This window comes from Rhodococcus sp. MEB064 (genome assembly GCF_000834565.1).
Lineage (GTDB): Bacteria > Actinomycetota > Actinomycetes > Mycobacteriales > Mycobacteriaceae > Rhodococcoides.
The window spans coordinates 21,426-36,573 of the sequence record NZ_JXQS01000008.1 but is presented as its reverse complement, the minus strand read 5'-3'; the positions used below and the strand labels follow the sequence as shown (position 1 = coordinate 36,573).

The following is a 15,148-nucleotide window of genomic DNA, read 5'->3' as shown; positions in this document are numbered from 1 at the left end:
GCTCCTCGTGAGACCCGTTCGCGAACAGAACGTCTCCAGCTTCCTCGTCGACTGCGTGACGATGACGCAGCGCAACCTGCTGACCATCCTGCGCGTGCCGCAGTTGCTTCTCGGCGCCACCATCCAACCGCTGATGTTCGTCCTGCTCTTCAGCTACGTGTTCGGCGGAGCACTCGGTGGGGCGACGTACCGCGAGTTCCTGATGGGCGGCATCTTCACCCAGACAGTGGTGTTCAGCGCCGCGTTCACAGCCATCGGCCTGGCGACGGACAGCAAGGAAGGCATCGTCGACCGCTTCCACTCGCTCCCCATGTCCCGGTTGTCCATCGTGCTCGGTCGCACGCTGTCGGACATGTTGGTCTCCGTGGTCAGCATCGCCGTCATGATCGGCGCGGGTTACGCCGTGGGCTGGCGCATCCGGGGCAGCGCTCTCGACGCAGTGGGCGCCGTCCTGCTGCTGATGTTCTTCGGCTTCGCCATGTCGTGGATCGGCGCGGTCGTCGGATCGGTCGCCAGCACTGCCGAAAGTGCGCAGAGCGCGCTGATGATCATCCTGTTCCCGATCACGTTCATCTCGTCGGCATTCGTTCCGTCGTCGACACTGCCCGGTCCGCTCCGCGCCGTGGCGCAATGGAACCCGATCACGTCGGTCGCGCGCTCGACCCGCGAGTCGTTCGGCAATCCCACCGCACCGTCCATCGCCATCCGGGAGCCGATCAACTGGGCGTCGAACCACCCGATGCTGTACTCGATCCTGTTCTCGCTGATGGTGCTGGCGATCTTCGTGCCGCTGACACTGCGCGTGACCCAGTCGCGCGAAGGCTAGTCGGTACCCAACGGGTCGATCGACACGGCGAGCCACACCACCGCGCTGCCGACCGCAGCGAGGGACACCGTGTCGAACGCACGAGACCGCACGGCGAGTATTCCGACACGTTCGCTACCGAGACACAGTCGGCACGCGGCGGCGATCAGCGTGGCGAAACCGAAGACGAACGCACCTCGACGCCATCTGTCGGCAAGCACCAGGACCACCGCGACGACGATGACGACCACGACGGCGATCACGGGGATGCTGCGTCGCAGCATGTCCCGCGCCGGTCGCCGCGACGAGGTGCTCATGACAGGGTCGACTCCGAGGCGGCAAGCAGACGCTCTGCGCGCTCGACCACATTGCTCAGCAGGAACGCACGGGTCAGGGGTCCGACACCACCGGGATTCGGCGACAGGAAGCCGGCGACCTCGTCGACACCGTCGGCCACGTCGCCCCTCAGCCCGTCGTCGGTGCGTGAGACGCCGACGTCGATGACCGCGGCACCGGGCTTGACCATGTCCGGCGTGATCAGTCCGACGACGCCGGCACCGGCGACGACGATGTCCGCGCGCCGCACCTCGGTGGCCAGGTCACGGGTGCCGGTGTGGCACAGCGTCACGGTGGCGTTCTCGGAGCGCCGGGTGAGGATGAGCCCGAGAGGCCGGCCGACGGTCACGCCGCGTCCGACGACGACCACATGAGCACCGGCGACAGGGACGTCGTAGCGACGCAGCAGGTGCACGATGCCGCGGGGAGTGCACGGGAGGGTGGAGTCCTCGCCCAGGACCAGCCGGCCGAGGTTGACGGGATGCAGGCCGTCGGCGTCCTTCTCGGGGTGCACGCGTTCGAGGGCGCGGTTCTCGTCCAGGTGCTTCGGCAGCGGGAGCTGCACGATGTAGCCGGTGCAGGCCGGGTCTGCGTTCAGCCCGTCGATGACGGCGTCGAGCTCGTCGCTGGACACGTCCGCCGGGAGGTCGCGCCGGATGGAGGCGATGCCCACCTTGGCGCAGTCGTTGTGCTTGCCGCGCACGTAGGCAGCGGAGCCCGGATCGTCACCGACCAGCACCGTCCCCAAGCCGGGAGTGATCCCACGCTCGCGCAGTGCGGTGACCCGCGCGGTCAGGTCGACGAAGATCTCGTCGCGGGTGAGTTTGCCGTCCAGTCTCGTTGCGGTCACGCCGACAAGTTTCCCACGCTCCGCGGCACCGGTGGGACATGGCAGGCTGAACGGGTGTTCCGTCTGATGTTCCACGAGCCCCGAATCCCCCAGAACACCGGCAACGCGATCCGACTCGTCGCCGGTACCGGGTGCGAACTGCACCTGGTCGAGCCGCTGGGATTCGACCTGTCCGAACCCAAGCTCCGTCGAGCGGGTCTGGATTACCACGACCTGGCGTCGGTGACGGTGCACGCGAATCTCGAGGCCGCGTGGGAGTCGCTCGCACCCGAGCGCGTGTTCGCCTTCACCGCACACGCCACCACGTCCTACGCGTCGGTGTCCTACCGGGCCGGGGACGTTCTGCTGTTCGGACCGGAACCCACCGGTCTGGCACCGGAAGTTCTCGCCGACCCCCATGTCACCGATCGCCTGCGCATCCCGATGCTGGCGGGGCGCCGGTCGATGAATATCACCAATGCCGCATCCGTCGTCGTCTACGAGGCCTGGCGTCAGTGCGACTTCGAGGGCAGCGTCTGAGCGTCCCGGGCGGTCGAGTGGATCAGCGGAAGTCTCGCGAACGCAGCAGCACTCGCAGGTCCAGCGTCTCGAGCTTGTCGGCCACCAGCGTCACGACGCCCTCGGCGTTCTGCACGATGCCCCGGATGAACAGGGCCTGTGACAACTGCGCCGCCGAACGGTATTTCTGCCACAGTCCCACCGAACACACCACGTTGATCATCCCGGTCTCGTCCTCGAGATTGATGAACGTGACGCCCGCCGCGGTGGCCGGACGTTGGCGGTGGGTGACCGCGCCGGCCACGAGCACCCGGTCACCGTCCGCGACGGCCATCAAACCGTCGGCGGGGACGACGTCCATCTCGTCGAGCCGCTCGCGCAGGAACTGGGTCGGGTAGCTGTCGGGCGAGACACCGGTGGCCCAGATGTCCGCGGCGGCCAACTCCCACGCGCTCATGCCCGGCAGTGACGGAGCCCTGGTGGACGCACCGAGCGCCGGGAGTCGGTCGGGCCGTTCGGCTGCGGCGGCGCCGGCGGCCCACAGCGCTTCCCGACGCGTGACGCCGAAGCAGGCCAACGCACCGGCGGTGGCCAGTGACTCCGCTTGCGTGACGGTCAATTCCACACGTCCGGTGAGATCGAGCAGAGACGTGAACTGCCCGCCGGACTCCCGCGCCGCCACGATCTTCTCGGCCAACGCCGTCCCGATGGACCGCACGTCGGACAGCCCCAGGCGCACCTCGGTGCCGTCGTTCTCGACCGTGGCATGGGCGAGACTGGCACGGACGTCGGGCCCGTGCACCAGGACACCGTGCCGTCGAGCGTCGGCCACCAACGATTGCGGCGAGTAGAAACCCATCGGCTGCGCGCGGAGCAGCCCGGCACAGAACGCCGCCGGGTGATGCAGCTTGAACCACGACGAGTAGAAGACCAGCGACGCGAAGCTTTGCGAATGACTCTCGGGGAAGCCGAAATTGGCGAAGGCGTAGAGCTTGTCGAAGATGCGGTCGGCTTTGGCGCCGGTGATGCCGTGCAGGTCGCGCATGCCGTCGTAGAAGCGTTGCCGCATGCGGTCCATCTTCTCCGGACTGCGCTTGGACCCCATCGCCCGACGCAGTTGGTCCGCCTCGGTGGCCGAGAACCCCGCGACGTCGACGGCCATCTGCATCAACTGTTCCTGGAACAGCGGGACACCCAGTGTGCGTTCGAGAGCACGTTCGAGCGACGGATGGTCGAACGTCACGGGCTCGAGTCCGTTGCGTCGGCGGACGTAGGGATGCACCGAATGTCCTTGGATGGGTCCGGGTCTGATGAGGGCGACCTCGACGACGAGGTCGTAGAACTCCCGCGGCTTGAGGCGAGGAAGCGTTGCCATCTGGGCCCGCGACTCCACCTGGAAGACACCGACGGAATCTGCGCGCTGCAGCATCTCGTAGACCGCGGCCTCGCCGAGATCGAGTTCGGCGAGGTCGACGTGCAGTCCCTTGTGCTCCTTCACCAGGTCGATCATGTAGTGCAGCGCCGAGAGCATGCCGAGACCGAGCATGTCGAACTTCACCAGACCCACTGCGGCACAGTCGTCCTTGTCCCACTGCAGGACCGTGCGGTTCTCCATGCGCGCCCACTCGACGGGGCACACGTCGGCGATGGGTCGGTCGCAGATCACCATGCCGCCGGAGTGGATGCCCAGATGCCGCGGGAAGTTCTCGATCTGCGCGGCCAGCTCCAGCACCGGCAGCGGGATCGTGGTCTCGCGGGCCTCGGCGGACAGGTCGCGGCCCGGCACGCCGGACCATCGGGTGATCTGCTTGCTCCACGCGTCCTGCTGCCCCTGCGATGCACCCAGCGCTCGGGCCATGTCCCGCACGGAGGACTTGCCGCGATAGGTGATCACGTTGGCCACCTGCGCCGCGTACCCGCGCCCGTACTTGGCGTAGACGTGCTGGATGGCTTCTTCACGACGGTCGGATTCGATGTCCACGTCGATGTCGGGTGGGCCGTCGCGCTCGACGGAGAGGAAACGTTCGAACAGCAGACCATTGCGCACGGGGTCGACGTTGGTGATGCCGATGGCGTAGCAGACCGCCGAGTTGGCCGCGGATCCTCGTCCCTGACACAGAATGTCGGCTCGTTTGCAGAAGTCGACGATGTCGTGGACCACCAGGAAGTAGCCGGGGAAATCCAACTCGGTGATGACGGCGAGTTCGCGGTCGATCTGGGCGTAGGCCACAGGTTCGTCCTCGCGTCGACCGTAGCGTCGCTCGGCTCCGCGCATCGTCAGCTCGTGGAGCCACGTGATCTCGGTGTGGCCCTCCGGTACGTCGAACGGCGGCAGCTGCGGCGCGATGAGGTGCAGGTCGAATGCGCACTCCTCCCCCAGTGCCGCGGCATGGGACACGGCGGTGGGATACGCCGAGAACAGCTGCGCCATTTCTGCGCCGGAGCGCAGGTGCGTCCCACCCAGCGGCGGAAGCCAACCCGACGCGTCGTCGAGACTGCGGCGCGAGCGCACCGCCGCCATCGCCATGGCCAGTCGGCGACGGCCGGGCCGCGCGAAGTGCGCCGACGTGGTGGCGATGACGGGCAGCGACAACCGCTGGGCCAGTTCCGCGAGGACGTCGTTGCGGTCGTCGTCCTCCGCGATTCCCTGACGGGTCAGCTCCACCGTGACCCGATCCCGACCGAACCTGTCGACGAGTTCCCGTAGTGCCTGCTCTGCCGCCGCCGGCCCACTCTCGGTCAGCGCACGCCGCACACTGCCCTTCCTGCACCCCGTCAGGATCTGCCAGTGCCCGCCCGCCGCGTCGGCCAGCGCATCGATGTCGTAGCGCGGACGCCCCTTCTCGCCCCCGGCGAGATGCGCGGTGGCGATCTCCCGGGAGAGCCGTCGGTAGCCTTCCTGCCCGCGAGCGAGTACCAGCAGATGAGTTCCGTCCGGATCGGCTGCGCCGGTGCGCGATTCGGTCGGCATACCCGTCTCCCCCAGGGAGAGCTCGGAGCCGAACACCGTCTTCATGTCCAGCTCGCGCGCCGCTTCGGCGAAGCGCACGACGCCGTACATGCCGTCGTGATCGGTCAGCGCGATGGCGTCGAGACCCAGCCGAACTGCTTCCTCGACCATCTCCTCCGGCTGGGAGGCTCCGTCGAGAAAGCTGAACGACGAATGCGCGTGCAGCTCGGCATAGGGGACGGTGTTCTTCGGGCGCACCACCGCGCCTTCGTACGGATCCCGCTTCCGCGACCAGGCCGGACTGTCACCGCCGTCGCCCGCGGCCAGTGGATCGATGACACGGGGCTTTCCCGAGAGCAGCCGCTCCATCTCGGTCCAGCTGGGCGGTCCGTCGTTCCATCCCATGACGCACCCTCATTCGTTCGAACGTATGTTCCCATTGGACCACCACGTCCGCCCCGGCGGCAAGTCGACGAAACCGTGGTCCGGCCCGGAACCGCACCCTCACGGGGACGTCCGGTACGAAAGGTGCCGAATGGTCCGCTTCCGTTGCACACTGACGTGGAAGCGACCATCGACGACGACAAGGACATGCCGTGCGAATGCTCACCCGCACCATCCTCGGCGCAGCAGCCGTGATCCCTCTGGCCCTCGCCACTCCCGGTCTCGCAGCCGCGGCGGAACCCACCGACGTCACGTACGCGTTCGCTGTCGACGGCACGTCCGTTACCAACACCATCACCTCCGCTGCAGACGGCACCCTCAGCTGCGCCACGTCGTTGGCACCCGCACCGGGCGGTGTTCTGCCGCCGCTGGAGGACATTCTCGGACCCGGTCAGACCCTCTACGACAGCGGCGACATCGAACCCGGCACGTCGACCCAGACGGTGTCCGACGTGCCTCCCGGCTCGTACGTCGTGCTGGCCACCTGCGCGCTCCGCGACGGCGACACGACCGAGGCGATGTGGGTGTCCGACTACCCCGGCTTCGCGGAGTACATGGCCACGGTGTTGCCCTGGACCGTGTACACGGTCCAGCAGGCGTCGACGGTGATCACGGTGCCGGAGGCAGCACCGGAACCGGCTTTCCCGTCGCTCGACGACCTTGCGGAGGCCTTCGGCAGCTGACCGTTCTCCGGGTTTGAGGACCGGACTAATCGGGCAATTAGCTGCGATGTTCCCCTCCGTTTCTCCGACGCCCACCGACGACCATGCGCCTACAGCCACCGTCTTCGCGCCGTCTCCGCTGCTGACCATCACCGTGGACACAGCTCCCAACGGCGACCAGGAACTGCACATCCACGCCGGTGGCCAGGGACATTGGATCGCCCGCATGGCCACCAACCTCGGCATGGACGTGACGCTCACGGGCGCGTTCGGTGGCGAGAGCGGTGGAGTGCTGCGCGACCTGATCCACCGCGAGGGCATCACCGTGCGGGCCATCGACATCGGCCACGAGTCCGGTTCCTACATCCATGATCGACGCGACGGTGAGCGCACCGAGGTCGCGACCGTCGATCCCCCGCACCTGCCGCGTCACGCTCTCGACGACCTGTACGGCATCACGCTCGAATGCGGCGCGTCGTCCGACATCGTCCTGCTCGGTGGACCGCACACCGAATCCGTCGTCCCTGCCGACTTCTACCGTCGACTCGCCTCGGATTTCCGGTCACTGGGCAAGCCCGTCGTGGCCGATCTGTCCGGCCCCACGATGACGGCAGCGCTGCAGGGTGGCCTGACCGTGCTGAAGATGAGCCACGAGGACCTGATCGAGGACGGCCGCGCCGACTCCGACGACCCGGATGCCCTGATCGACGCGATGCGGGCACTGCACGACGAGGGCGCCGACACCGTCGTCCTGTCCCGAGCCGCCGATCCGGCGCTCGCGCTGGTCGACGGAGTCGTCCTCGAAGTGGTGACACCGGGCCTCGAGCAGACCGATCACCATGGCGCCGGCGACTCGATGAGCGCCGGCATCGCCACCGCACTGGCCCGCGGGAAGTCGATGGAGGAGGCGCTGCGGCTGGGCGGTGCAGCGGGAACGGCGAACGTGACCCGCAAGGGATTGGGTACAGGACAGCTGGGGCTGGTCGAGACTCTCACTGCCGCGGTGGACGTCAGACCCTTCCGGCCCTGATCTCTCACAGCAGGAGGACATCGACGTGCTCGCACTCATCACCAACGACGACGGCATCGACAGCCACGGCATCGCGGTTCTCGCCCGAGTGGCCGTCGACGCCGGACTCGACGTCGTGGTCGCCGCACCTCACGAGGAACGCAGCGGCGCCAGTGCCTCGCTGTCGGCGCTGCAGAATCGTGACCAGCTCGTCTTCTCGCGTGCCGCCGTCGCCGATCTCGATGTCGACGCCTACGCGGTGCAGGCGTCGCCGGCCATGATCGCCTTCGTGGCGACGCGCGGCGCCTTCGGTCCGCGCCCCGATGTCGTGCTGTCCGGCATCAACCACGGACCCAACACCGGGTCGGCCGTCCTGCATTCGGGAACCGTCGGCGCCGCTCTGACGGCGCTCACCCACGGCGTTCCGTCGATGGCCTTCTCACTGGCGGGCCTGGACACCGCCTCGCTCGCAGCGCCGGCGGACATCCACGACAGGGTGGCGCACGAGGCGAGGACCGACGTGACGACGTGGGACACCGCGCGGCTGGTGGCGCGGCAAACACTCGAGTGGTTCCTGGAGCATCGGTCCTCCGAGTGGGTGCTCAACGTCAACATCCCGCCGGTCCCCCCGTCGGACCTCCGCGGCGTCCGGTCGGCAGAGCTCGCCGCTTTCGGCGCGGTCCAGGCCGAGATCGGTGAGAAGGACGACGAATTCGTGACCGTGCGTTTCGACGCCATCGCGGCAGCCGACGACGACGAGAGCGACGCCGGCCTGGTCGCACGGGGGTGGGCGACGGTCACGGCGCTACGCCCGCCGTCGGCAGTCGAGGTGGACACCACGTCCCTCACGCAGGCTCGGTGAGTCCAGGACCACACGCCGGTCGAGCGCTCCCACAGAGTTTCCTCGAGAACAGTCACTAGGGTTTGTCTGACGTCGACGACCGATCGGCACGACCACATAGGGGATTTTCTGTGACTCGCTGGGCTTCGTTCGTGGTGTCGCGGGCACGGTGGGTCCTGACCGCCGCGATCGTCATCGTTCTGGCAGGCGCCACGTGGGGACTCGGGGTCTTCGGCAGCCTCAGCCAGGGCGGATACGAGGATCCCGGCAGCGAGGCCGTGCAGGTCGCCCGACAGATCCAGGGCCTGGGAACCGCCGCCCCGGACATCATCGTCATCTACTCCGCGCCCGACGGCCGCACGCTCGACGACATCGGCGCGGACGTCACGCCGGTGCTCGACGCGTTCCGGGCGGAGGTGGGTCCGAACGACATCACCTCCTACTGGACGGCCGGACCGGTGCAGAAGCCGTTCCTGGAGAGCAAGGACGGCACGAAGGGACTCGCGACCGTCACCCTCGGCGACGCCAGCGGCATCACCGTCGCGTCGTTCTCGGAGTTGCTCCCCAAGCTGGAGGTCGCCGGCATCGACACGCAGTTCGCGGGCGCCTCCGTCGCCGGCGTCTCCTTCAACACCCAGCTCCAGGAAGACTTGGTCCGCGCCGAGATCATCGCCATCCCGATCACGCTGATTCTTCTGGTCGTCATCTTCGGCGGCGTCGTGGCCGCCGCAGTCCCCGTGATCGTGGGAGCGCTGTCGGTGGCCGGCGCGCTGACAGTCCTGCGCATCTTCACCACGTTCACCGAGATCAGTTCCTTCGCCGTCAACGTCGCCAGCCTGCTGGGTCTCGGACTCGCCATCGACTACGGCCTCTTCATCGTCAGCAGGTTCCGCGAGGAACTCAGGGGCGGAGCCACGTCCCACGAGGCCGCACGGCGCACGATGCTCACCGCCGGGCGCACCATCGTCTTCTCCGGTCTGCTGCTCATCTGCGCCTTCGCGGGGATGCTCGTCTTCCCGCAGGCCATCATCCGATCCCTCGGCTTCGGCGCGATGGCGGCCGTCGGATGTGCGGCTCTGCTGTCGTTGACGGCTGTACCGGCCGTCCTGGCCATGCTGGGTCACCGCATCAATGCCATCACCTGGTCGAGGACCGCCTCGGATCGCGGAGATGCACGCGCACACAAGTTCTGGGGCGGGGTCGTCACGAAGGTGATGAAGCGCCCCATCACTGTCGCCACCCTGATCATCGTCGGCCTGCTGGTCGTTGCCGCACCGCTGGTCAAGGCCCAGTTGGGCGAGGTGTCCTACACCGCGCTGCCCGCCGACGATCCCGCGCGTATCGCGTTCGAGACCCTGTCCTCCGACTTCAGCAGCACCGGCGACAGCGCCACCATCGTGTTGGACGGAGAGTCGGCGCGGCCGGACGGCCCCGCCATCAACGCGGTCACGACGGCTGCGCGCGCGGTGAGCGGGATCGCCAACGTCCAGTTCGGCACGGCCAGCGGCGACTTCGTGGTCATCAACGCGACCTTCTCCTCGGACGTGTCCCAGGAAGCGCAACAGGATGTGGTGCAGCAACTCCGCGCGATCCAGGCACCCGCCGGAACCGACCTGACGGTGGGCGGAGCAGCGGCCCTGGTCCTGGACGGCAACAACGCGATCGTGAGCTGGCTGCCGGTGATGCTCACCATCATGGTGGTGTCAACGCTGATCCTGCTGTTCCTGGCGTTCGGCTCCGTGGTGCTGCCGATCAAGGCTGTCGCGATGGCGGGACTGAGCATGGCGGCAACGTTCGGAGCTCTGACGTTCATCTTCCAGGAGGGTCACGGGGCGGGCCTGCTCGGCGTCACACCGGCACCGCTGGAGGCGACCTTCGTGGTTCTCATCCTCGCGGTCGTGTTCGGGCTGTCCACCGACTACGAGGTGTTTCTGATGTCCCGCATGGTGGAGGCCCGCACCGCCGGCGCCACCACCGAGGAAGCGGTGCTGATCGGCGCCCAGCGGACCGGACGCATCGTGACCGCGGCAGCGTTGATCCTGATCATCGTGACGGGTGCGTTCTCTATGTCCGGACTGTCCATCATGCGATTCCTGGGTGTCGGCATGATTCTGGCGTTGATCATCGACGCCACGATCATCCGCATGCTACTGGTCCCGTCGCTGGTCAAGCTCATGGGAGAGGCCAACTGGTGGGCACCGGCATGGATGAAGAAGGTGCACGAAAAAGTCGGCATCGGTCACTGATACCGCCGGTACTTACTCCGCGGTAAGGTCCGCGCATGAGTTCTTACGTGGTCACCGGTGGCACAGGATTCCTCGGCCGGGCCGTAGTGCGCCGACTGGTCGAACGCGACGCCGACGCTGTGGTCCACGTTCTCGTGCGACCGACCTCGGAACACCGCCTGAGCGGCGTCGCGGAGTCCTCCGGTCACCGCGTTCGCCCGCTGATCGGCGATCTCGAGCGACCCGGCCTCGGCATCGACGAGTCGGCACTGTCCGCTCTGACAGCGGTCGACCACGTGATCCACCTCGGCGCGATCTACGACCTGACCGCCGGCGAGGAACAGGAGTCGACCAACGTGCAGGGAACGGCCGCTGTCGCCGAACTCGCCCGGTCACTCGGCGCCACCCTGCACCACGTGTCGTCCATCGCGGTCGCGGGCGACTTCCGGGGCACGTTCACCGAGGACGACTTCGACCGCGGACAAGGCTTTCCGACGCCGTATCACCGCACGAAATTCGAAGCGGAGAAAGTCGTCCGGGAGACGCCGGGCCTGACATGGCGGGTCTATCGGCCGGCTGCAGTCGTCGGCGATTCGAGGACGGGCGAGATCGACAAGATCGACGGCCCGTACTACCTGTTCCGGCTGATCTCGCTGCTGGCCGAGCTACCGTCGCTGCTCCCGATGACGGTGCCGGCTCTGGGCGCGACGAACATCGTCCCCGTCGACTACGTCGCCGATGCGCTCGTCGCCCTGGTACACACACCGGGTCTCGACGGTCGCGCCTTCCACCTGGTCAACCCCCGCCCGCAGCCGATGCGCGAGGTCTACTCGGCTCTGGCCGACGCCGCCGGCGCTCCTCGTGCCGTCGGCAGCATCCCCGGTGCCGTCGTCACGCCGTTGTTGCGCTCGACCAACAAGCACGTTGCGGCCGCACGGGATTCGGTGTTCGAGAACTACGACATCCCCCCTGTCATGGCGGAGCATCTGACGTTGCCGACGCGGTTCGACTCCACCCGCACGCGGGAGGCTCTGAGCACGAACATGATCGAGGTTCCGCCACTACGGGACTACGCGCCCGCTCTCTGGTCGTACTGGCGCGCGCACCTCGATCCCTATCGCGCTCGTCGCGACGATCCCGCGGGACCACTGGTGGGGCGTCACGTCGTGATCACCGGCGGATCGTCGGGCATCGGCAAGGCGTCGGCATTCGCGGCGGCCCGCAAGGGCGCACGAGTCATCCTTATCGCCCGCGACGGCGACAAGCTGACGACGGTGGTGGACGAGATACGCGCCACGGGTGCGGAAGCGCACGGCTACGTCTGCGACATCACCGACGACGCGTCGGTGGCAGAGACGGTGCCCGCCATCCTGGCCGACCACGGCCACGTCGACATGCTGGTCAACAATGCCGGACGATCCATCCGGCGCTCGCTCACGCTCTCGACCGACCGGCTGCACGACTTCGAGCGCACCATGGCGGTCAACTACTTCGGCGCTCTGCGCCTGATCCTGGCGCTGCTCCCCCACATGAGGGAACGCAAGTTCGGCCACGTGGTCAACATCAGCAGTGCATCGGTGCAGAGCCACCCGCCGCGCTTCGCGGCGTACGTCGCGAGCAAGTCTGCGCTCGACGCGTTCACCTCCGTCGCCGCCTCCGAAACTCTCGCCGACGGTATCTCCTTCACCACCATCCACATGCCGCTGGTGGACACCCCGATGATCGCGCCGACGGGCAACAAGAACGTCAACAAGGTCGAGACACCCGAGAAGGCCGCGGCGATGGTCATGCGCGCCCTGATCGAGAAGCCGAAGCGCATCGACGTCCCCACCGGCACTGCCGCCGAATGGGGCAACCTGCTGATGCCACGCTCGAAGGACCGTGTCCTGGCGTCGTACTACAAGGCGTACCCGGACAGCGCAGCGGCGAAGGGCAGCACGGACACCAGTTCGTGGTCGTCCGGTCCACGGGCGCCGAAGAAGGCCGGACGCGAGTTCCGCCTTCCCCGCGCGATCCGTCGCGCCGGACGATGGGTACCCGGCGCGAGCTGGTGAATGTCACGTTCCGCCCCGTCGCCTCGTCCTTCCCTCTGATGGGTTCCATCAGGCGCCCTCATGACGGAAGGATGGGGCCATGCGAATTGCGGTTGCGGGCGGAACGGGTGCGGCGGGGCGACTGGTGGTCGATCGCCTACGGACACTGGGCCACACCCCGGTAGTCCTGGCACGGTCCGTCGGTATCGACCTCACTCGGCCGACCCCGGAACTCGACGACGCGCTGGCCGGTGTCGACGCGGTGATCGACGCCTCCAATGTCACGACGATGTCCGCAAGCAAGTCCGAAGCCTTCTTCGGCGCCGTCACCACGACACTGCTCCGCGCCGGGGAACGTGCTGGAATCGGCCACCACGTGGCGCTGTCGATCGTGGGATGTGATCGAGTCGACTACGGCTACTACGCTGGTAAGCGCCTGCAGGAGAAACTGGTTCGGGAGTCCGCGGTGCCGTGGACCATCCTGCGGGCCACCCAGTTCCACGAGTTCACCGATCAGGCTCTGGCGATGACTCCCGGCCCGATCGCGATGATCCCGACGATGCGGAGTCAGCCCGTCAGTGTCGCGGAGGTCGCCGCGCATATTGTCGACCTCGCAGTCGCGCAACCACTCTCGGCCGTCGTCGAATTCGCGGGACCCCAGCCGGAGTACCAACCCGATCTGGCCCGCCGGGTGCTCCGCGCACGAGGATCGCGGCGACTGGTCGTTCCTCTGCGACTTCCGGGTGCCGGTGGCCGCGGCATGGCGAACGGTGGCCTGCTCCCGGCACCGGGTGGGCCGCAGGGGGTGGAGACCTTCGAGCAATGGCTCGCTCGCGACGTCGCGCCTTCCCGGTGACCGTCACCGAGGAGTACGTCCGGATACGGCCCCGACTGGTCCGGATCGCCTACGCCGTCCTGGGTTCGCACGCCGACGCCGAGGATGTCGTCTCGGACTGCTGGCCGAAACTGATGGCCGCCGACGCGTCGTCACCGATTCTCGACGTCGAAGTTTGGGCGGTCGTCGCCGTGTCCAGAGCCGCCCTCGACGTGCTGCGCTCGGCACGTGTTCGGCGAGAAACATACGTCGGCCCGTGGCTGCCCGAACCGCTGGTCGACTCGGTCGACGCGACCTCCGACCGAGTCACTCTGGACGAGTCCGTGCGCTTCGCCCTCCTGGTCGTGCTGGAAGCGTTGTCGCCCGCGGAGCGCACGTCATGGGTCCTGCACGACCTGTTCGGGGTTCCGTTCGACGAGGTGGCCCGCATCGTGGGGAGGACGCCGACGTCTGTGCGGCAGTTGGCCTCCCGCGCACGACGTCACGTCGCAAACGGGACGTCCCGCTTCGACGTCCCCGCCGATCTGCATGCGGACGCGGTCCGTGCCTTCACGCGCGCCGCCGGCACCGGCGTCCTGGCCGACCTGCTGACGACGCTGGATCCCGATGTCGTCCTGATCAGCGACGGCGGCGGGGCCGTCTCGGCAGCACGTCGGCCGGTGACGGGCGCCGATCACGTGGCGCGCTTCCTCCTGGGTATCGCCGCGAAGGTCGGCGACTCCCTTCGGCTGCACCCGTGCCGAGTGAACGGACGCGACGGTCTCACGTTGACGGTCGGCGACGTCCTGGTCGGGGTGGTGTCCTTCGACGTGTCGGCGAGCGGTCGGGTGAACCGGATCGACATGATCCGCTCACCCGACAAGCTCGCCCTCGTCGACGCCGCCGTGTGGCGGGAGTGACGGTCAGTCGCCGACCGGAGCCAGCACCGTCAGTACAGGAGCGGCGACGACGATGGATCCCAGCTCGCTCTTGCCCTCCGGCGTCTGACGGAACGCCCGATAGGCGGCGTCGGCCTCGGCGCTCGCCCACTTCTCGACGATCACGATGTGGGCGGGATCCTTCACGTCAGCGGTGACCTCGACGCCGAGGCACCCCTCGAAGGCGCGCGTGGCGACGAGGGTCTCGTCGATGATCCGGAGGGATTCCTCCAGGCGAGCGGGGTCGAGACGCAGGTCGAGCAGTGCGGTGATGGCCACGATGTAGTCCTTCTCGGTCGGGAACGGTTCCGACCCAGTCGACCACGGGGGGCGTCAGCCCCAGTTGGCGGCATCGGTCAAGCAGAACGGATGGCCCGCCGGATCCCGGAGCACTCGCCACGTCTCCCCCGGCTGAGGGTCGACAAGGGCTGCACCCAGCTCGATCGCACGCGCCTCGGCGGCGGGAATGTCGTCGACCGCGACGTCGAAGTGGAACTGCTTGCTGCCGTTCTCGTTCGGCCACGCGGGCGGCTGATAGTGATCGACCTTGCCGAAGCCGAGTGCCGCTCCACCGTCCGGTCCGGCCAACATGGCGTAGTTCTCGCCGTCCCCCATCACCTGTGTCCAGCCGAGGAACGCGGACCAGAATTCCGCCACCGGTGCCACCTCGGCGCAGTCGAGCGTCATCATCGCGAGTCGTGTCGTCATGACCGCAATCGTCGTCCACCGTTCGTCGTCCGGAT

At 67.8% G+C, this 15,148-nt stretch carries 14 protein-coding genes; 9 read left to right on the top strand and 5 right to left on the bottom strand.

Annotated features, from left to right (window positions below; genetic code table 11):
- Window positions 1-7: 7 nt before the first annotated feature.
- Window positions 8-826: an ABC transporter permease gene (locus tag RU01_RS03490; RefSeq protein ID WP_052493122.1), complete on the top strand. Its 819-nt coding sequence runs from the start codon at window positions 8-10 to the stop codon at window positions 824-826.
- Here the strand turns inward: RU01_RS03490 and RU01_RS03485 are convergent.
- Entirely contained in the window at window positions 823-1,122 is a 300-nt protein-coding gene (locus RU01_RS03485; protein WP_042573122.1) for a DUF3017 domain-containing protein, read from the bottom strand. The two genes, RU01_RS03490 and RU01_RS03485, sit on opposite strands and share 4 nt — an antisense overlap.
- Window positions 1,119-1,991 carry a bifunctional methylenetetrahydrofolate dehydrogenase/methenyltetrahydrofolate cyclohydrolase gene (locus RU01_RS03480; RefSeq protein WP_042573121.1) on the bottom strand — a complete coding sequence of 291 codons (873 nt, stop codon included), beginning with the start codon at window positions 1,989-1,991 and terminating at the stop codon, window positions 1,119-1,121. Before RU01_RS03480 ends, RU01_RS03485 begins: the two co-directional genes overlap by 4 nt.
- Window positions 1,992-2,045: 54 nt before the next feature.
- Here RU01_RS03480 and RU01_RS03475 point away from each other — a divergent pair, with 54 nt between their 5' ends.
- Window positions 2,046-2,510: a tRNA (cytidine(34)-2'-O)-methyltransferase gene (locus tag RU01_RS03475; RefSeq protein ID WP_042573120.1), complete on the top strand. Its 465-nt coding sequence runs from the start codon at window positions 2,046-2,048 to the stop codon at window positions 2,508-2,510.
- A 22-nt stretch (window positions 2,511-2,532) separates the two neighbouring features.
- On the opposite strand, the gene RU01_RS03470 is transcribed toward RU01_RS03475, so the two are convergent.
- A complete protein-coding gene (locus RU01_RS03470; protein ID WP_042573119.1) occupies window positions 2,533-5,844 on the bottom strand; it encodes an error-prone DNA polymerase in 3,312 nt (1,103 codons plus the stop codon).
- A gap of 197 nt (window positions 5,845-6,041) precedes the next feature.
- Between RU01_RS03470 and RU01_RS03465 the strand changes: the two genes are divergently transcribed.
- From RU01_RS03465 to sigJ, 7 genes are all read left to right on the top strand, one after another.
- A complete protein-coding gene (locus RU01_RS03465; RefSeq protein ID WP_442970447.1) occupies window positions 6,042-6,566 on the top strand; it encodes a hypothetical protein in 525 nt (174 codons plus the stop codon).
- Window positions 6,567-6,612: 46 nt separating this feature from the next.
- Window positions 6,613-7,575 carry a 1-phosphofructokinase family hexose kinase gene (locus RU01_RS03460; RefSeq protein WP_042573117.1) on the top strand — a complete coding sequence of 321 codons (963 nt, stop codon included), beginning with the start codon at window positions 6,613-6,615 and terminating at the stop codon, window positions 7,573-7,575.
- A gap of 25 nt (window positions 7,576-7,600) precedes the next feature.
- A complete protein-coding gene (gene surE / locus RU01_RS03455; RefSeq protein ID WP_042573116.1) occupies window positions 7,601-8,416 on the top strand; it encodes a 5'/3'-nucleotidase SurE in 816 nt (271 codons plus the stop codon).
- A 110-nt stretch (window positions 8,417-8,526) separates the two neighbouring features.
- On the top strand, window positions 8,527-10,641 hold the full coding sequence (locus tag RU01_RS03450) for an MMPL family transporter (RefSeq protein ID WP_042573115.1): 2,115 nt from the start codon (window positions 8,527-8,529) through the stop codon (window positions 10,639-10,641).
- A 35-nt stretch (window positions 10,642-10,676) separates the two neighbouring features.
- Entirely contained in the window at window positions 10,677-12,674 is a 1,998-nt protein-coding gene (locus RU01_RS03445) for an SDR family oxidoreductase (protein WP_042573114.1), read from the top strand.
- A 79-nt stretch (window positions 12,675-12,753) separates the two neighbouring features.
- Window positions 12,754-13,509: an SDR family oxidoreductase gene (locus tag RU01_RS03440; protein WP_042573113.1), complete on the top strand. Its 756-nt coding sequence runs from the start codon at window positions 12,754-12,756 to the stop codon at window positions 13,507-13,509.
- Window positions 13,476-14,387: an RNA polymerase sigma factor SigJ gene (gene sigJ, locus RU01_RS03435; RefSeq protein WP_042573112.1), complete on the top strand. Its 912-nt coding sequence runs from the start codon at window positions 13,476-13,478 to the stop codon at window positions 14,385-14,387. Before RU01_RS03440 ends, sigJ begins: the two co-directional genes overlap by 34 nt.
- Before the next feature lie 3 nt (window positions 14,388-14,390).
- Here the strand turns inward: sigJ and RU01_RS03430 are convergent, their stop codons facing one another.
- Window positions 14,391-14,684, bottom strand: a complete 294-nt coding sequence (locus RU01_RS03430) for a putative quinol monooxygenase (RefSeq protein ID WP_042573111.1) — start codon at window positions 14,682-14,684, stop codon at window positions 14,391-14,393.
- Between the two features lie 54 nt (window positions 14,685-14,738).
- Window positions 14,739-15,113 (bottom strand): VOC family protein, encoded by a 375-nt coding sequence (locus RU01_RS03425; RefSeq protein WP_042573352.1) that lies wholly within the window; start codon window positions 15,111-15,113, stop codon window positions 14,739-14,741.
- Window positions 15,114-15,148 lie beyond the last annotated feature (35 nt).